This is a genomic window from Burkholderia sp. Bp8991 (assembly GCF_003853795.1).
Taxonomy (GTDB): Bacteria; Pseudomonadota; Gammaproteobacteria; order Burkholderiales; family Burkholderiaceae; genus Burkholderia.
In genome coordinates, this window is record NZ_QTQJ01000017.1 from 136,262 (window position 1) to 151,876 (window position 15,615).

Annotated in this window: 17 protein-coding genes; 10 read left to right on the top strand and 7 right to left on the bottom strand. The window is 68.4% G+C overall.

Annotated features, from left to right (window positions below; translation table 11 throughout):
* Positions 1-227 precede the first annotated feature (227 nt).
* The 3 genes from DIE02_RS20545 (at position 228) to fumC (ending at position 3,503) form a co-directional block, all read left to right on the top strand.
* Positions 228-446, top strand: coding sequence for an RNA-binding S4 domain-containing protein (locus DIE02_RS20545; protein WP_006753074.1), 219 nt, complete (start codon positions 228-230; stop codon positions 444-446).
* A gap of 129 nt (positions 447-575) precedes the next feature.
* A complete protein-coding gene (norM, locus tag DIE02_RS20550; RefSeq protein ID WP_124487478.1) occupies positions 576-1,964 on the top strand; it encodes a multidrug efflux MATE transporter NorM in 1,389 nt (462 codons plus the stop codon).
* A gap of 144 nt (positions 1,965-2,108) precedes the next feature.
* On the top strand, positions 2,109-3,503 hold the full coding sequence (gene fumC, locus DIE02_RS20555; protein ID WP_044844800.1) for a class II fumarate hydratase: 1,395 nt from the start codon (positions 2,109-2,111) through the stop codon (positions 3,501-3,503).
* A 57-nt stretch (positions 3,504-3,560) separates the two neighbouring features.
* On the opposite strand, the gene DIE02_RS20560 is transcribed toward fumC, so the two are convergent.
* Positions 3,561-4,073: an acyl-CoA thioesterase gene (locus tag DIE02_RS20560; protein WP_014897688.1), complete on the bottom strand. Its 513-nt coding sequence runs from the start codon at positions 4,071-4,073 to the stop codon at positions 3,561-3,563.
* Positions 4,074-4,209: 136 nt separating this feature from the next.
* On the bottom strand, positions 4,210-4,350 hold the full coding sequence (locus DIE02_RS35575) for a hypothetical protein (RefSeq protein ID WP_185500387.1): 141 nt from the start codon (positions 4,348-4,350) through the stop codon (positions 4,210-4,212).
* A 178-nt stretch (positions 4,351-4,528) separates the two neighbouring features.
* Here DIE02_RS35575 and DIE02_RS20565 point away from each other — a divergent pair, with 178 nt between their 5' ends.
* Together DIE02_RS20565 and DIE02_RS20570 are read left to right on the top strand one after the other, a co-directional pair.
* The gene (locus DIE02_RS20565) at positions 4,529-5,236 is read left to right on the top strand and encodes a helix-turn-helix transcriptional regulator (protein WP_124521910.1); all 708 of its coding nucleotides are present in this window, start codon (positions 4,529-4,531) and stop codon (positions 5,234-5,236) included.
* 162 nt (positions 5,237-5,398) lie between these two features.
* On the top strand, positions 5,399-7,936 hold the full coding sequence (locus tag DIE02_RS20570; RefSeq protein WP_124521912.1) for a DUF6600 domain-containing protein: 2,538 nt from the start codon (positions 5,399-5,401) through the stop codon (positions 7,934-7,936).
* A gap of 162 nt (positions 7,937-8,098) precedes the next feature.
* Here DIE02_RS20570 and DIE02_RS20575 read toward each other — a convergent pair whose 3' ends face one another.
* Both DIE02_RS20575 and DIE02_RS20580 read right to left on the bottom strand, forming a co-directional pair.
* Positions 8,099-9,070, bottom strand: a complete 972-nt coding sequence (locus DIE02_RS20575) for a thymidylate synthase (protein WP_044844804.1) — start codon at positions 9,068-9,070, stop codon at positions 8,099-8,101.
* A gap of 42 nt (positions 9,071-9,112) precedes the next feature.
* Positions 9,113-10,510: a sigma-54 dependent transcriptional regulator gene (locus DIE02_RS20580; RefSeq protein ID WP_124521914.1), complete on the bottom strand. Its 1,398-nt coding sequence runs from the start codon at positions 10,508-10,510 to the stop codon at positions 9,113-9,115.
* Here DIE02_RS20580 and DIE02_RS35580 point away from each other — a divergent pair.
* Both DIE02_RS35580 and DIE02_RS20585 read left to right on the top strand, forming a co-directional pair.
* On the top strand, positions 10,490-10,888 hold the full coding sequence (locus DIE02_RS35580) for a hypothetical protein (RefSeq protein WP_185641329.1): 399 nt from the start codon (positions 10,490-10,492) through the stop codon (positions 10,886-10,888). The two genes, DIE02_RS20580 and DIE02_RS35580, sit on opposite strands and share 21 nt — an antisense overlap.
* Positions 10,889-11,011: 123 nt before the next feature.
* Positions 11,012-11,338 (top strand): hypothetical protein, encoded by a 327-nt coding sequence (locus DIE02_RS20585; protein ID WP_124487482.1) that lies wholly within the window; start codon positions 11,012-11,014, stop codon positions 11,336-11,338.
* Between the two features lie 25 nt (positions 11,339-11,363).
* Here the strand turns inward: DIE02_RS20585 and DIE02_RS20590 are convergent, their stop codons facing one another.
* Positions 11,364-11,573, bottom strand: coding sequence for a hypothetical protein (locus DIE02_RS20590; protein WP_124521916.1), 210 nt, complete (start codon positions 11,571-11,573; stop codon positions 11,364-11,366).
* A 27-nt stretch (positions 11,574-11,600) separates the two neighbouring features.
* Between DIE02_RS20590 and DIE02_RS20595 the strand changes: the two genes are divergently transcribed.
* Positions 11,601-12,101 (top strand): dihydrofolate reductase, encoded by a 501-nt coding sequence (locus DIE02_RS20595; protein WP_124521918.1) that lies wholly within the window; start codon positions 11,601-11,603, stop codon positions 12,099-12,101.
* Between the two features lie 90 nt (positions 12,102-12,191).
* Here DIE02_RS20595 and pmbA read toward each other — a convergent pair whose 3' ends face one another.
* Entirely contained in the window at positions 12,192-13,562 is a 1,371-nt protein-coding gene (pmbA, locus tag DIE02_RS20600; RefSeq protein ID WP_044844808.1) for a metalloprotease PmbA, read from the bottom strand.
* A 128-nt stretch (positions 13,563-13,690) separates the two neighbouring features.
* Between pmbA and yjgA the strand changes: the two genes are divergently transcribed.
* Both yjgA and mog read left to right on the top strand, forming a co-directional pair.
* Positions 13,691-14,296, top strand: a complete 606-nt coding sequence (gene yjgA, locus DIE02_RS20605; RefSeq protein ID WP_311766850.1) for a ribosome biogenesis factor YjgA — start codon at positions 13,691-13,693, stop codon at positions 14,294-14,296.
* A complete protein-coding gene (gene mog, locus DIE02_RS20610; RefSeq protein ID WP_124521922.1) occupies positions 14,280-14,897 on the top strand; it encodes a molybdopterin adenylyltransferase in 618 nt (205 codons plus the stop codon). The genes yjgA and mog overlap by 17 nt, the downstream gene beginning before the upstream one ends.
* Before the next feature lie 16 nt (positions 14,898-14,913).
* Here mog and orn read toward each other — a convergent pair whose 3' ends face one another.
* Positions 14,914-15,534, bottom strand: coding sequence for an oligoribonuclease (orn, locus tag DIE02_RS20615; protein WP_124487484.1), 621 nt, complete (start codon positions 15,532-15,534; stop codon positions 14,914-14,916).
* Between the last annotated feature and the right edge of the window lie 81 nt (positions 15,535-15,615).

The window sequence follows — 15,615 nt, forward strand, 5'->3', positions numbered from 1 at the left end:
CGTCCCCTGCCGCGACACGCAGCAGGTACGATGAAAGACCCGCGGGCGGCACGGCCGGTTCTCGAATCTCTCAGACTGTTACCCACCGTTTCATTTGCTGACGAATCGCTCACAGTCCTTAACAGCTATGGGGCGCAAACATGCGCGCGCGGCCGCACTCGCGCGCGGGCCCGCGGTGCCGTATGATGCGGGGCGATTCATCCCGCGCGTCGCGCGCCTCCTTCGTCATGCCCAACCTGGATTTCACGCTGACCGGCGAATACGTCGAGCTGCACAACCTTCTCAAGATCACCGGCCTCGCCGACAGCGGCGGCACCGCGAAGATGTTCGTCGCGTCCGGCGCGGTGAAAGTCGACGGCGTGGTCGAACTGCGCAAGACCTGCAAGATCCGCGCGGGCCAGGTCGTGCTGTTCGGCGATACGCGGATCGCGGTTCACGACGCATAGCGGTTCCCCCTCACCGTGACATGGCCATCGGCGCGCGCGTTCGACACCGTTCGAATAAAGCCGTAAGCTAGCCGTCTCTCAAAATAAATACAGACAGCGCGGGCCCGTACCCGCGCGAGCGCCCATTCCATGTCGCATTCCGGTCTTACGCGGACGGCCGCCGCGCCGCCGTCGCTGTCCAGTCATGCCGCCGATACCGCGCGCCTCGCCGCACCGCTCGCGATCGCACAACTCTCGCAAATGGCGATGAGCGTCACCGACACGGTGCTGCTCGGCTCGCTCGGCCCCGATTCGCTCGCCGCGGGCGGCCTCGGCGCGAACTTCTTCTTCGTCATCGTGACCGTGCTGCAGGGTGTGCTGTCGTCGGTCAGCGTGAGCGTCGCGCATGCGCGCGGCGCGCAGGCGGAACACCGCGTGCCGCACATCTACTGGACCGGCTTCGTGCTGTCCGTGCTGCTCGCGATTCCGGCGATCGTCGCGCTGTCGCTGTCCGAACCGATCCTGCTGATGTTCCACGAGCCGCCCACGCTCGCGCGTCACGTCGGCGAGTACACCGGCATCCTGCGGTTCGCGGCGCTCGGCAGCCTGATCGGCGTCGGGCTGATGCGCGCCTTCCTGCCGGCGATCGGCGCCGCACGGCGGCTGCTGTGGGTGTCGATCGGCGGCGTCGGCGTGAACGGCGTGCTGAACTACGGGCTGATCCACGGCGCCTTCGGCTTGCCGCGGCTCGGCTTCCTCGGCTCGGCGGTCGCGACGACCATCACCATCTGGCTCACCGCGCTCGCGCTGATCTGGCTGCTGCACGGCCGCCAGCGGTTCCGCCATTTCGTGACCGCCGCGCGCCCGAAACTGCCGATGATGGGCGAGCTGATCGGCATCGGCTGGCCGGTGGCGATCACGTACGGGGTCGAATCGACGCTGTTTCTCGCCACGGGCCTGACCATCGGCGTGCTCGGCGCGACGTCGCTTGCCGCGCACCAGATCGCACTGAACGTCGCGTCGGTGGCGTTCATGGTGCCGCTCGCGATCGGCCAGGCCGCCAACGTGCGGGTCGGCTACTGGGTCGGCGCCGGCCAGCCGGTCGCCGCGCGGCATGCGGGCTTCGTCGCGCTCGGCCTCGGCGTCGCGTTCATGTCGCTGTCGGGGCTCGTGCTGATCGTCGTGCCGCATGCGATCGTCGGCCTGTACCTCCAGCTCGACGATCCGGCCAACGCGGCGACCGTGTCGCTGGCCGCGTCGCTCCTCGGCATTGCCGCGGTGTTCCAGATCGTCGACGGCATGCAGACCGTCGGCTCGGGCGCGCTGCGCGGACTGCGCGATACGCGCATCCCGATGCTCGCGGCGACCCTCGGCTACTGGGGCATCGGCTTCCCGACCGGTTACTGGCTGGCGTTCCATGCAGGCCTTGGCGCACGCGGCCTGTGGTGGGGGCTCGCGGCCGGCCTCGCGAGCGTCGCCGCGCTGATGGCCTGGCGCTTCCATCTGAAGAGCGCATCGCTCGTCGCATCGACGCGCTGAGCGCGACGACACGACGCAAAATCGCGGCCGGCGCTATGCTTGTCGGTTGAAGACCCAACGCGTCGCGCCAGCGGCGCGACTGCCTCACGATACGCCAGACGCCGCGCGACGCGCGGCCTTTCCCCTTCCCAAGAGGAGTGCATCATGAACGAAGCAGTTCGGATGGAACGCGACACGTTCGGCGAGATCGCCGTGCCGGCCAATCGGCTCTGGGGCGCGCAGACGGAACGCTCGCTGCAGAATTTCCGGATCTCGACCGAGAAGCAGTCGCCCGAGCTGATCCACGCGCTCGCGATCGTCAAGCGCGCCGCGGCCGCCGTGAACCAGTCGCTCGGCGTGCTGGCCGACGACAAGGCGCGCGCGATCATCGACGCGGCCGACGAGATCATCGCGGGCAAGCATCCGCGCGAATTCCCGCTCGCCGTATGGCAGACGGGCTCCGGCACGCAGACCAACATGAACCTCAACGAGGTGATCGCGAACCGGGCGAGCGAACTGCTCGGCGGCGAGCGCGGCGAAGCACGCAAGGTCCACCCGAACGACGACGTGAACCGCGGCCAGTCGTCGAACGACGTGTTCCCGACCGCGATGCACGTCGCGGCCGCGTACGCGATCGTCAACCATCTGCTGCCCGCGCTGCGCACGCTGCGCGCGACGCTCGACGCGAAGTCGAAGGCCTTCGCCGATATCGTGAAGATCGGCCGCACGCACCTGCAGGACGCGACGCCGCTCACGCTCGGGCAGGAATTTTCCGGTTACGTCGCGCAGCTCGACCAGGGCATTCGGCACGTCGAATCGGCGCTGCCGCACCTGTACGAACTCGCGCTCGGCGGCACTGCCGTCGGCACCGGGCTGAACGCGCATCCGGAGTTCGCGGTGCGCGTCGCCGACGAGATCGGCCGGCTGACGACGCTGCCGTTCGTGACCGCGCCGAGCAAGTTCGAGGTGATGGCGGCCGCCGACGCGCTGGTGTTCGCGCACGGCGCGCTGAAGACGGTCGCGGCCGGCCTGATGAAGATCGCCAACGACGTCCGCTGGCTCGCGAGCGGGCCGCGCTGCGGGCTCGGCGAACTGTCGATTCCGGAAAACGAGCCGGGCAGCTCGATCATGCCGGGCAAGGTGAACCCGACGCAGTCGGAAGCCGTGACGATGCTGTGCTGCCAGGTGTTCGGCAACGACGTCGCGGTAAACGTCGGCGGCGCGAGCGGCAACTTCGAGCTGAACGTGTTCCGGCCGATGATCGCGCACAACGTGCTGCAGTCGGTGCGGCTGCTCGCCGACGGCGCGCAGAGCTTCAACGACCACTGCGCGGCGGGCATCGAGCCGAACCGCGCGCGCATCGATCTGCTGCTGAACGAATCGCTGATGCTCGTGACGGCGCTCAACCCGCATATCGGCTACGACAAGGCCGCGCAGATCGCGAAGAAGGCGCACAAGGAAGGCACGACGCTGAAGGCCGCCGCGCTTGCGCTCGGCTACCTGACCGAGGCGGAATTCGACGCGTGGGTGCGCCCCGAGGAAATGATCGGATCGCGGTAATCGCGGGGGCGACGCGATGATGCGACGGGCGCGGCGCGAACGCCGCGCCCGTTGTCGTCAGACGGTGCCCTTCGCCACTTCCTCGGGCTTCATCTCGACGATCTTGTCGAGCGCGGCGCGCACGTCGGCCGCATACTTCGCGAGCACCTTCTGCTCGTCGGTCTCGGGCACGAACGGCGGCACCGGCACCGGGTTGCCGTTCTCGTCGACCGCGACGAACACGACGAGGCAGTCGGTCGTCTGGCGCAGCACGCCGCCCTTCGGATCGCCGGCGTGCACGGACACATGGATGTGCATGCTGGTGCGGCCCGTCGCGACGACGCGCGCCTTCAGCTCGACCAGGTTGCCGACGAGGATCGGACGCTGGAAGCGGATGTTGCCGACGCTGACCGTCACGCAATAGCGGCTCGACCAGACCGCCGCGCACGCATACGCGACCTCGTCGATCCACTTCATCAGCGCGCCGCCATGCACCTTGCCGCCGAAGTTCACGGACGACGGCTCGGCGAGGAAGCGGAATACGGTTTCGGTGCGGTCGAGGGCGGCCGGTACGGGGGATGGTTGGGACATCGTGGTAGCTCCAGGCGGCGGGGGTACGGCAATCGGCGCATTATACGTTGCACTGCGGCAACACGTCGCAGCGCCCGCCGCACGGCCGGCCGCGGCCGTGCACCGAACCGGCATCGGCACCGGCGATCGACGTCCGTCAGCGGCGCACCGTGATGCCCTGATCGATCGTCCCGTACATCTCGAGGCTGCCGCCCCGCTCGCCGGCGGCGCCTGCACCGCCCTGCGCACAGGCCGCGCAAAGGAACGCGGCGGCCAACAGGCAGAAAATCGTCTTCATCGTTGCATCGTGTCGCATCCGGCGGCCCACTGCCGCCGCGTCCGGCCATTCTACGCGTGCACGGCCGGCGACCGCGGGTCGCGCACCGCTCCGCCGCATCCGACATTTCACCCGAACACGAAACATCGAATGTGCGCAGCACCTACACTGCAGTCATTCCGCCTGACGAGACACGACGATGACCGATCAAGACGACCACCACTTTCCGGGCCTGAGCCGAATCGGAGCCCTGATCGCCGATCCGGGGCGCGCCGCGATGCTGTGGGTACTGATGGACGGCAGCGCGCGGCCGGCCGGCGAACTGACGATGATCGCTGGGCTGTCGCCGTCCGCGGCGAGCGCGCACCTCGCGCGCCTGACCGAAGGCGGCCTGCTCGCGCTCGACGTTCGCGGCCGGCACCGCTACTACCGGCTCGCGTCGGCCGACATCGCGGCGTCGCTCGAGGCGCTCGCGAACGTGGCCCGCGCGGCCGCGCCGAACCGTCCGGTGCCGCCGCCGTCGCGCGCGGTGCCGGCCGAACTGCGCTACGCGCGCACCTGCTACGACCACATGGCCGGCGAACTCGCGGTCCGCATCTTCGACGGGCTCACCGCACGCGGCTGGCTGCAGGCGGACGGCGACGCGATCGAAGCCACCGAACTCGGCACGCAAGCGCTCGCGCGCTGGGGCATCGACGTCGCGCAGCAGCGCATGCGCCGCCGCCGCTTCGCATGCGGCTGCCTCGACTGGAGCGAGCGCCGCCCCCATCTCGGCGGCGCGCTCGGCGCGGCGCTGCTCGACAGCTTCTGCGCCCACGGCTGGATCGAGCGCACCGCACGGCCGCGCGTGCTGCGCGTCACCGTGCCCGGACAGCAGGTTTTCGACGACTGGCTTACGTCCGCTTGACGCGTACATTCCGAGGGGACGACAACGGCGCGCGATGGACAGGTTTTGTTACATCGCGTGCCATCCGACTTACAAAACACCGAGCACTGAAACAGGCCGAGCGGATATCGTGAATTCAACGGCACGAATCGACGCGCCGCGATAACGACGAAGACGCTCATCATGGCTTCCCTGTTCACGCTCAAGCGAACCGCCCGCTGCACGCTGCTCGCGTTCGCCGCGCTGGCGACCGTGCCCACCGCATTCGCGCAAACGACCGAGGCCGCCGCGTATGCGGCCGCCGCCCGGCAACCGGGCGGCGATCCGCCGAGCCGCGTCGCCCGGCTCAACTACAAGTCGGGTGCCGTGACGACGGAGCCCGCCGGCACCGATACGTGGTCGTACGCCGCCGTGAACCGGCCGCTGACCACCGGCGACCAGTTGTGGAACGATGCCGGCGCGCGCTCGGAACTGCACATCGGCTCGACCGCGGTGCGACTCGGCGAATCGACGAGCCTGTCGGTGCTCAACCTCGACGACACCACGACGCAGCTGAAGGTCGGGCTCGGCACCGTATCGACGCACGTGCGCGATCTGCCGTCCGGCGGGTCGTACGAAATCGACACGCCCAATCTCGCGCTCGGCATCTCGGGCCCGGGCGACTATCGCGTCGACGTCGCGCCGAATGGCGCAAGCACGACGGTCACCGTGCGCAGCGGCAGCGCGACCGTCTACGGCAGCAACGGGCAGTATCCGCTGTCGTCCGGACAGCAGGTCGTGTTCACCGGCACCGACCTGCAGGTCGCGCAGCAATCGGCCGCGCCGGCTCCCGATGCGCTCGACCAGTGGGCCGCCGGCCGCGATGCGGCCGAGCAGCGCTCGGTGTCGGCCCGCTACGTATCGCGCGACGTGCCCGGCTATCAGGATCTCGACGCGAACGGCACGTGGCGCGAAACCCCGAATTACGGCGAGGTCTGGGTGCCGAACGACACGCCCGCCGACTGGGCGCCGTATCACGACGGTCACTGGATCTGGCAGGCGCCGTGGGGCTGGACCTGGGTCGACGATGCGCCGTGGGGCTTCGCGCCGTATCACTACGGCCGCTGGGCCTATGTCGACGACAGCTGGGCGTGGGTGCCCGGCCCGATGGTCGTCAGCCAGCCGCCCGTCTACGCGCCGGCGCTCGTCGCCTTCGTGGGCGGCGGCGGCGGTCCCGACTGGAGCGTCGCGCTGACGGTCGGCGGCGTCGCGGCGGCCGGCTGCGCATGGTTCGCACTCGGTCCGGGCGAACCCTGGCATCCCGGCTGGGGCGGCTGGAGCCCGCATTACTACGATCGCGTGAACCGGAACATCGTGGTCAACAACGTGACGGTCAACAAGACCGTGAACGTGACGAACATCACCAACATCACGAACATCAACAAGACGTACGTGAATTTCCGCGCGCCGCATGCGATCACGGCCGTGCCGGCGTCCGCGTTCGTGCACGGCCAGCCGGTCGCGCACTTCGCGCAACGCGTCGATCCGCAGCAGTGGCGCAACGCGCACGTGATGCCGGGCACGCCCGGCATTGCGCCGGTACGCCAGAGCTTGACCGGCGGACTGCGCACGGCCAGCTATCGTCCGCCGGCGGCGCTCGGACAGCACACGTTCGTCGCGACGCGCAATCCGGCCGTGCCGGCCGCCTATCGTGACCAGGCGGCCGCGCATCTCGCGCGGCAGGGCCAGCACGTGCCGGGCGCAGGCGCACCGGTCGCGAGGACGAGCGTGCCGGCCGACTACCAGGCGCGCCCGGTCCGCGTTCCGGGCAACCCGAAAGCCGGTGCGTGGGCGATGCGCAACGTGCAGCTCGTGAATCCGCACGGTCCCGTCGTGCAACCGGCGCACGCACCACGCGACAGCCAGCCGGCACCGGCCCAGGCCGCGCGGCCTGGTGTGCCGATGCCGGTCGTGGCGGACGGCGCACGACCGACGAACGGCGAAGCCCCCAATGCGCCGCGCTTCGCCAACGGTGCGATGCCGCAGGTGCCGGGCAATCCGGCTCCGCATCAGGCGTTGAGTCCCGGAAATGGCGTCCCGCATCCGCCGGCGGCCGCCAACGAGCCGGCCGGGCGCGACAACACGCATGCGGCCGCGGCGCCCGCGCCCGCGTGGATGCAGCCGCACACGCCGATGGAGCGTCAGCGCCCGACGCCGCCGACGGCACTCCACGCAGCCGGACAGAACGCGCTGCCGCCCGTGCGCAGCGCGGCGCCGGTCCCGCATCCGGAAGCCACGCCCGGTACGCAGCCCGGCCGTCGGCAGGAAACGCCGCGCGCGTTGCCGCAACCGCGACTCGACATGACCGCGCAGATTCCGCAGCAGCGTCCGCGCCCCGATTTCGCGGCACCGGCCCAGCATGCGCAGCCGCGGCCCGAGCGGACCGCTCCGGCACCGCAACCGCGCCCCGAATTCGCGCAACCGGCACCGCGCCGCGAAGTCGCGCCGGCGCACGTGAACGAGTACCGTCCGCCCGCGCCCGCCGTGCATGACATGCCGCGACCGCAGCCGCAGGCCCCGCGCATGGAGCCGCGGCCGTCGATGCCCGCGCCGCACATGGAACCGCGGCCGTCCATGCCCGCGCCGCGCATGGAACCGCGGCCGCAACCGGCGCCGCACGTCGAGGCGCCGCACCCGGGCAATCCGCCGCCCGGCGGCCACGACGAGCGGCGCCACCAGTAATCCGACCGCTGAAACGGCAAGGCCCGACATGAAAAACCCCAAGGGTCGGATCTATGTCCAACCCTTGGGGTTCAGTTCAACCGGCGAGTGCCGGTCGGGCCTTCTTCATTCTGCCTGGCGCGGGTCGCGGGTCGCGTCACCCGCCGCCGTCGCAGGCCGGGCTCAGACCGCCATCGGCGCGGTCAGCGGCTCATGGTGACGGTAGCCGACGAGCGAGAAATCCGACGGCTCGATCTGCTCGAGCCATTCGGGCGCATAAACACCGGTCTTCGCGTAGTCCGGCACGCGCTCGGCAATTTCGAGCCGCGGGCTGTCGTACGGCTCGCGCGTGAGCTGCTGCTGCAGCATGTCGAGCTGGTTCTCGTAGATGTGCGCGTCACCGATGAAGTACGTGAACCAGCGCGGCGTGTAGCCCGTCAGCCGGCCGACGAGCGACAGCAGCGCGGCCCCTTCCGTCAGATTGAACGGCGTGCCGAGCCCGACATCGTTGCTGCGGATGTACAGGCACAGCGAAATCTCGCGCTTCGTGACGTTCGGCAGGAACTGGTACAGCAGATGGCAGGCGGGCAGCGCGATCTGGTCGAGTACGGCCGGATTCCATGCGTGAAACAGGATGCGGCGGTCGGCCGGGTTCTCCATGATCGTGTCGAGACACTGGCGCAGCTGGTCGATTGCCTTGTACAGCAGCACCTTCGGCACCCCGTCCTCGTCGAAACGCGTGACGATCCGGAAACCGCGGCGCGTCGCGTCGGCGATCTGCGCCTCGGCGCCCGCGTCGAGCACCTTGTAGCCGGGCCACTGGCGCCATTGCACGCCGTACACGTCACCCAGATCGTCGACGCCCTGGCGGTACGGGTTCGCGAGCCACTGTGCGTTGTCGTTCGCGTTCGCGTCCCACACCTTGCAGCCGAGCGCGCGGAAATCGGCCGCGCTGCGCGATGCGCGCAGGAAACCGACCAGTTCGCCGATCGCGGACTTGAACGCGAGCTTCTTGGTCGTGACCGCCGGGAAACCTTGCTGCAGGTCGAACCGCAGCATCGCACCGGGCATGCTGATGGTGCGGATGCCCGTGCGGTTCTCCTGCCAGGTGCCGGTGTCGAGGATGGTGCGAACGAGGTCGAGGTACTGTTTCATGCGGGTTCCTTCGGCCGCGAGGGCGACCGTTACCCGCCAATTCTAGCAAGCGTGATGCTGAACCTCCGGCAACGGTGCCGAAAACCCGCCCAGCGGGTCGCCGCGATCGCGCATGCCATGCGCGCACATCAGCCGGTACAGCGTGACGCGCGACACACCCAGTTCGCGCGCCGCGTCGGCAAACCGGCCGCGGTGACGCAGCAGCGCCTGCTCGATCACCTGCCGTTCGGCCGCTTCGCGCGCCTCGGTGAGCGAGACGGGCGCCAGTACCGCGAATTCGTTGAGTTCGAGATCGGCCGCGGTAATCATCCGGCCCTCCGACATCACGATCGCGCGGCGCACGCGATTGATCAGCTCGCGCACGTTGCCCGGCCACGAATAGCCGTACAGCGCGGCGATCGCGTCCGGCGAGAAGCCGCGCAGGCGGCGATGCGCATCCCCCTTGAAACGCTCGAGCATGTGGCGCGCCAGCAGTTCGATATCCTTGCCGCGCGCGCGCAGCGGCGGCTCCTCGATCTTCAACACGCACAGCCGATGAAACAGGTCCTCGCGGAACCGCCCTTCGCGCAGCGCCGCTTCCATGTCCACGTGCGTCGCACAGATCACGCGCACGTCGACCGGCACCGATACATGCGCGCCGAGCCGTTCGATCTTGCCTTCCTGCAGGAACCGCAGCAGGCTCGCCTGGCTCTCGAGCGGCAGGTCGCCGATCTCGTCGAGAAACAGCGTGCCGCCGTTCGCGGCCTCGACCCTGCCGATCTTGCGCTGGTTCGCGCCCGTAAACGCGCCGCGCTCATAGCCGAACAGTTCGGCCTGGAGCAGCGTCGACGGAATCGCACCGCAATTGATCGCGACGAACGGCGCTGGCGCGCGCGCCGAGCGCTCGTGGATCGCCACGGCCGTCAGTTCCTTGCCGGTACCCGATTCGCCGGAGATGAACACCGGCGCATCGGTCGTCGCCACGCGCCGGATCGTCCTGAACAGCCCGAGTATCGCGTCGCAGGTGCCGACCATCTCGCCTTCGGCGCGTCCGGCACCGACGGGTGCGGCTACCGGCTCGGTCAGCGCGATCATGCCGTGCGCGTGGCCGATGGTCTCGACGATGCGCGCCGCCTCGTACGGCATCGTGACGTAGTCGAAGCAATAGTCACGAATGAGATGCCGCAGCGTCGCGTCCTGCAATTGGCCGCGCCGGGTCGCCGCGATCCAGCCGATGTGCTGGATGCTCAGACACGCTTCGAGTTCGCGCAGATCCGCGGGCCGAAAACCCGGCGAGAAATCGAGCAGGCCGGCCGTTGCCACGCCGTGCTGCACGACACGCCGCACGTCGCGTGCGCTTTCCGCAAGATCGACGCGCCACCCGCATTCGTCGAAATGCCCGCGCAACGCGTCGTTCGGCTCGCGCGAGAAGTAGATCACATGCCGCTGCTCGGCTCCCATATGCTCACCCCGTTCATCAACCGTCTAACGATTGCCGTACACGCCAAGTCGCGTGCAAAAGGATCGAACCGGGTCAGCCGAAGCGGCTCGATTCGCCATGCCGATGCGCGGCGACGACAGGCCTCGCATGATGGCGCTCATCTCGCGTCCAGTTATTTTTTTGATCAAGACAGCTTAGTTATAGGCGCCGAATACGACAAACCGATTGCAGCGCGGATGAGCGAACGGTCGAATCGCTCAGTGGTCGACGTTGATCAATCATCTGCACATAGAAACGCGCAGCGACGCGTACCTGCATCGACACACGCGCAAATTTTCATCCTTGAAGCGTATCGATTGAATCCGCAGTATTCCCGAGCCCCCTCGTTTCACGCCTGAAACATTTCCCGGCGTTTTCGATCGCAAGTCACGACGCTTCCCCGCAAATCGCAGACGCGGCAATGCGCTTCGCCCGATGGCATGCATTTCGCTGAACGCGTAACGGATCGGGAGAAGGCGGCCATGCGAACAGTTTTTTTGCAGTCTTGTGTGCAGATGACGATTGCATTCGCACTCGCCTGCCACTTCATGCCGGCACGCTCGGAAGAAAGCACGAGGCCCGAACGCGCGATGCCGCTTGCCGATAACGCGCCGCGCATGCAACAGGACCACCGCTTCCGCATCATGCCCGTCGCCGCGCCGCGAGCGCGTTCGTCAGACAAGTCGTCGGTGACGCTGTGGGACGAGCTCGTCCCGCCGGCCCGGCTGCCGATACCGATTCCTGTGGCGCTCCCCGGCAACGCGCAGCATGCGATGGAAGGAACCGCAGGGAACCGCATGCATCAATAATCCGCACATGACTCCATCATGCTGCTTAATCGATGAGGATTGCAGAATAAAATGAACGGCGCAGGTCGTTTCTTGCAGCGTCGACTTCGCGACGCGAACCGTTTTTTGTGTCCGTCCCCCGGCGGGCACTCTTTTTATTCAGGACATCACGAAGCAAAGGCCGGAAACCGCACATATGCCCGCGCATCTTCACCGGCGCGGTCTCGCGCCGCCACTCCGGTAGAATCGGCGCCATTCCGGTTCTCCTCTTCCCCCGATCTTCATGACGACGTTGACCCTGATCGTCGCGCGCGCCCGCAACGGCATCATCGGCCGCGACAACCAGTTGCCCTGGAAACTTCCCGAGGACCTCGCGTTCTTCAAGCGCACGACGATGGGCGCGCCGATCGTGATGGGCCGCAAGACCCACGAGTCGATCGGCCGGCCGTTGCCGGGCCGCCGCAATATCGTCGTCACGCGCGACGCAGCGCGCCGCTTCGACGGCTGCGACACGGTCACGTCGCTCGCCGACGCGCTCGCGCTCGCCGCGCGCGACGGCGCGGCCGAAGCATTCCTGATCGGCGGCGCACAACTCTATGCGGAAGGCCTCGCGCTCGCCGACAAGCTGGTCATCACCGAGATCGATGCCGACTTCGACGGCGATGCGTCGTTCCCGGCGCCCGATCCCGCGCACTGGCGCGAAGTCTCGCGCGACCCGCACCAGGCCGCCACGCCCAATACGTTCGGCTATGCGTTCGTCGTGTACGAGCGCAAGCGCGGCTGACACTCGGCACGCGGCACGCGACAAAAAAGCCCGACCGGCTCATGAACGCCGGTCGGGCTTTTCGTTTCCTGGCGGCCGATGCCGCGCCGCTTACTGCCCGGCGATCGTCATCTGCTCGATCAGCACCGAGCCCGTTTCCTTCGTACCGCGCACGATCGAATCCGCGCCGATCGCGACGATATGCCGGAACATCTCCTGCAGCGTGCTCGCGACGGTGATTTCCTCGACCGGATACTGGATCACGCCGTTCTCGACCCAGAAGCCGGCCGCGCCGCGTGAATAGTCGCCGGTCACGTAGTTCACGCCCTGCCCCATCAGCTCGGTCAGCAGCAGGCCCGTGCCGAGCTTCTTCAGCATCGCGTCGAAATCGTCGCCCGGCTGCGTGTTCGAGCTGCGCAGCGCGAGGTTGTGCGAGCCGCCCGCGTTGCCGGTGGTCTGCGTGCCGAGCTTGCGTGCCGAATAGGTCGACAGGAAGTAGCCTTCGACGACACCGTCGTTGACGACGCTGCGCGCACGCGTGCGCACGCCTTCCTCGTCGAACGGCGCGCTGCCCATCGCGCGCGGCACGTGCGGATCCTCGACGACCTGCACGTGCGGTGCGAACACCGGCTTGCCGAGGCTGTCGACGAGGAACGACGTCTTGCGGTACAGCGCGCCGCCGCTGACGGCCTGCACGAATGCGCCGAGCAGGCCGGCCGCGAGCGGTGCCTCGAACAGCACGGGCACCTTGCGGGTGTCGAGACGGCGCGCGCCCATCCGCGCCAGCGCACGTTCGGCCGCATAGCGCCCGACGGCTTCCGGCGCCGCGAGATCGACCGCGCTGCGCTTCGACGAATACCAGTCGTCGCGCTGCATGTGGCGGCCGGTGCCCGCGATCGGCGCGCACGCGATGTAGTGGCGCGAGTACGGGTAGCCGGCGAGGAAACCGCGCGACGTCGCGAGCACGAACTGCGAATGCTGCGCCGACACGCTCGCGCCTTCCGAGTTACGGATCTGCGGGCTGACCGCGAACGCGGCGTCCTCCGCGCGGCGGGCGAGCTCGACGGCCTCGTCGGCCGTCAGCGCCCACGGGTGATAGAGGTCGAGGTCGCGCGGGTCGGTTTCGAGCAGTTCGGCCTCGGCGAGGCCGGCCGCGTCGTCCTCGGCCGTGAAGCGCGCGATGTTGTACGCGGCGGCGACGGTATCCTTGATCGCGGCCGGCGAGAAATCCGACGTGCTCGCGTTGCCGCGCTTCTTGCCGATGAACACCGTCACGCCGACCATCTTGTCGCGGTTGTGTTCGATCGTCTCGACCTCGCCGCGGCGTACCGACACCGACAGGCCGTCTCCTTCGGAGATTTCGGTCGCGGCGTCCGTCGCGCCGAGCGCCTTCGCATGGCGAAGGATGTCCGAGGCAATTTCTTTGAGCTGGTCCTGCGTGTGCGGGAAATAGCGCGCTTGTACGTCGAGATTGGCTGCCATCGTCGTGTTATCCGGTGGCGGGCGATCCGCCCGCATGGTCAAAATGTTGCGTATCCCGCGATCATAGCAAGGTCCGGGGCCATATACCGACAAGCTTGGGGCGTCCGCGCCGCGATACAATGCCGCCCATGACACGCAAAACCCGAATCCAGCCGATCGAGCACGCCGACGACGACGCCGGCAATGGCTACGATCGCCCCAGCAAATCCCAGTTGAAACGCGAGATGCACGCGCTGCAGGAGCTCGGCCAGGCCCTGGTCGACCTGCCGAAGGACGCGCTCAAGCGCATGCCGATGCCCGAGGACCTCGCGGACGCCGTGCGCGAGGCACGCCGGATCACCGACCACGAAGGCAAGCGCCGCCAGCTCCAGTACGTCGGCCGCGTGATGCGCTCGCTGACCGACGACGAAACGGCCGCGCTGCGCACCGCGCTCGACGCCCAGCGAGGCGTGAACAAGGCCGCGACCGCCCGCCTGCACTGGATCGAGCGCACGCGCGACCAGCTGCTCGCGAACGACGACGCGCTGACCGAGTTCCTCCGCCAGCACCCCGAAGCCGACATCCAGGAAGGCCGCACACTGATCCGCAACGCACGCAAGGAAGCGCAGCAAGGCAAGCCGCCGCGCTACTTCCGCGAGCTGTTCCAGTGGATCAAGACCGCCAGCGGCACCGACGAGGCGGAGGCAGACGAAGCGCCGGACGACGCCGGAGACGACCATGACGACGAAGCGTAACCACCCGGACGAACTCGTGGTCGGCCTCGTGTCGATCAGCGACCGCGCCAGCACGGGTATCTACGAGGACAAGGGCATCCCGGCACTCCAGGAATGGCTCGCCGGCGCGCTGCGCTCGCCATGGCGCGCCGAAACCCGGCTGATCCAGGACGACGCGCCGACGATCTCCGCCACGCTGGCCGAACTCGTCGACATCGCCGGCTGCGATCTGGTGCTGACGACGGGCGGCACCGGCCCGGCGCGGCGCGACGTGACGCCGGAAGCCACGCTGGCCGTGGCGACGAAGGAAATGCCGGGATTCGGCGAACAGATGCGGCAGATCAGCCTGAATTTCGTGCCGACCGCGATCCTGTCGCGGCAGGTCGCGGTGATTCGCGAGACGGCCGACCACGCGGCGCTGATCATCAACCTGCCCGGCCAGCCGAAGTCGATCCGGGAAACGCTCGAAGGGCTGCGCGACGCCGACGGCAAGTCGACCGTGCCCGGCATCTTCGCGGCGGTGCCCTACTGCATCGACCTGATCGGCGGCCCGTACATCGAGACCGACGCCGCGGTGGTCGCGGCGTTCCGGCCGAAGAGCGCGCAGCGCGCGCCACGCTGAGCGCGTGCCGGCCCGCTCAGGCGGCCGGCGCGGACTCGCCTGCCGGCGCCGACGCGGCCGGAATCAGGAAATGCTCGCGGTAGTACTTCAGTTCGTCGATCGACTCGTGGATGTCCGCGAGCGCCGTGTGCATCGCACGCTTCTGGAAGCCCTTGTAGATCGCCGGCTGCCAGCGGCGGCACAGCTCCTTGAGCGTGCTGACGTCCAGGTTGCGGTAGTGGAAGAATCGTTCGAATTCCGGCATCCAGCGCGCCATGAAGCGGCGATCCTGGCAGATCGAGTTGCCGCACATCGGCGACTTGCCGGGCGACACGTACTGCGAGAGGAACGCCTGCAACTGCGCGGCGGCGTCCGCCTCGGTCACGGTCGACGCGCGCACGCGGTCGATCAGCCCCGAACGGCCGTGCGTCGACTTGTTCCAGTCGTCCATCTTCGCGAGCGTTTCGTCGCTCTGGTGGATCGCGAACACGGGGCCTTCCACCGCGATGTCGAGCGTCGAGTTGGTCACGACGACCGCGATTTCGATGATGCGGTCGTTATCCGGGTCGAGGCCGGTCATCTCCATGTCGAGCCAGACGAGGTTCAACTCGTTGCGCACGAGCGCGGACTGGCTGGCGGAAGCGGCGGTATCGGTCATGAGTCATCCTGGAAAATGGCGGACGGCGCATGGCGCCGCCCGGGCGGCCGGCATCGCGTGAGCGGGCCCGGTCCGCAAGAA

Coding starts and splice junctions, on each gene's coding strand:
- orn (WP_124487484.1), bottom strand. CDS start 15,534: ATGACCGATACCGCCGCTTCCGCCAGCCAGTCCGCGCTCGTGCGCAAC.
- yjgA (WP_311766850.1), top strand. CDS start 13,691: ATGACACGCAAAACCCGAATCCAGCCGATCGAGCACGCCGACGACGAC.
- DIE02_RS20590 (WP_124521916.1), bottom strand. CDS start 11,573: ATGGCGCCGATTCTACCGGAGTGGCGGCGCGAGACCGCGCCGGTGAAG.
- DIE02_RS20585 (WP_124487482.1), top strand. CDS start 11,012: ATGCGAACAGTTTTTTTGCAGTCTTGTGTGCAGATGACGATTGCATTC.
- DIE02_RS20570 (WP_124521912.1), top strand. CDS start 5,399: ATGGCTTCCCTGTTCACGCTCAAGCGAACCGCCCGCTGCACGCTGCTC.
- fumC (WP_044844800.1), top strand. CDS start 2,109: ATGAACGAAGCAGTTCGGATGGAACGCGACACGTTCGGCGAGATCGCC.
- pmbA (WP_044844808.1), bottom strand. CDS start 13,562: ATGGCAGCCAATCTCGACGTACAAGCGCGCTATTTCCCGCACACGCAG.
- norM (WP_124487478.1), top strand. CDS start 576: ATGTCGCATTCCGGTCTTACGCGGACGGCCGCCGCGCCGCCGTCGCTG.
- DIE02_RS35580 (WP_185641329.1), top strand. CDS start 10,490: ATGCCGCTGCTCGGCTCCCATATGCTCACCCCGTTCATCAACCGTCTA.
- DIE02_RS20560 (WP_014897688.1), bottom strand. CDS start 4,073: ATGTCCCAACCATCCCCCGTACCGGCCGCCCTCGACCGCACCGAAACC.
- DIE02_RS20580 (WP_124521914.1), bottom strand. CDS start 10,510: ATGGGAGCCGAGCAGCGGCATGTGATCTACTTCTCGCGCGAGCCGAAC.
- mog (WP_124521922.1), top strand. CDS start 14,280: ATGACGACGAAGCGTAACCACCCGGACGAACTCGTGGTCGGCCTCGTG.
- DIE02_RS20565 (WP_124521910.1), top strand. CDS start 4,529: ATGACCGATCAAGACGACCACCACTTTCCGGGCCTGAGCCGAATCGGA.
- DIE02_RS20595 (WP_124521918.1), top strand. CDS start 11,601: ATGACGACGTTGACCCTGATCGTCGCGCGCGCCCGCAACGGCATCATC.
- DIE02_RS20545 (WP_006753074.1), top strand. CDS start 228: ATGCCCAACCTGGATTTCACGCTGACCGGCGAATACGTCGAGCTGCAC.
- DIE02_RS20575 (WP_044844804.1), bottom strand. CDS start 9,070: ATGAAACAGTACCTCGACCTCGTTCGCACCATCCTCGACACCGGCACC.
- DIE02_RS35575 (WP_185500387.1), bottom strand. CDS start 4,350: ATGAAGACGATTTTCTGCCTGTTGGCCGCCGCGTTCCTTTGCGCGGCC.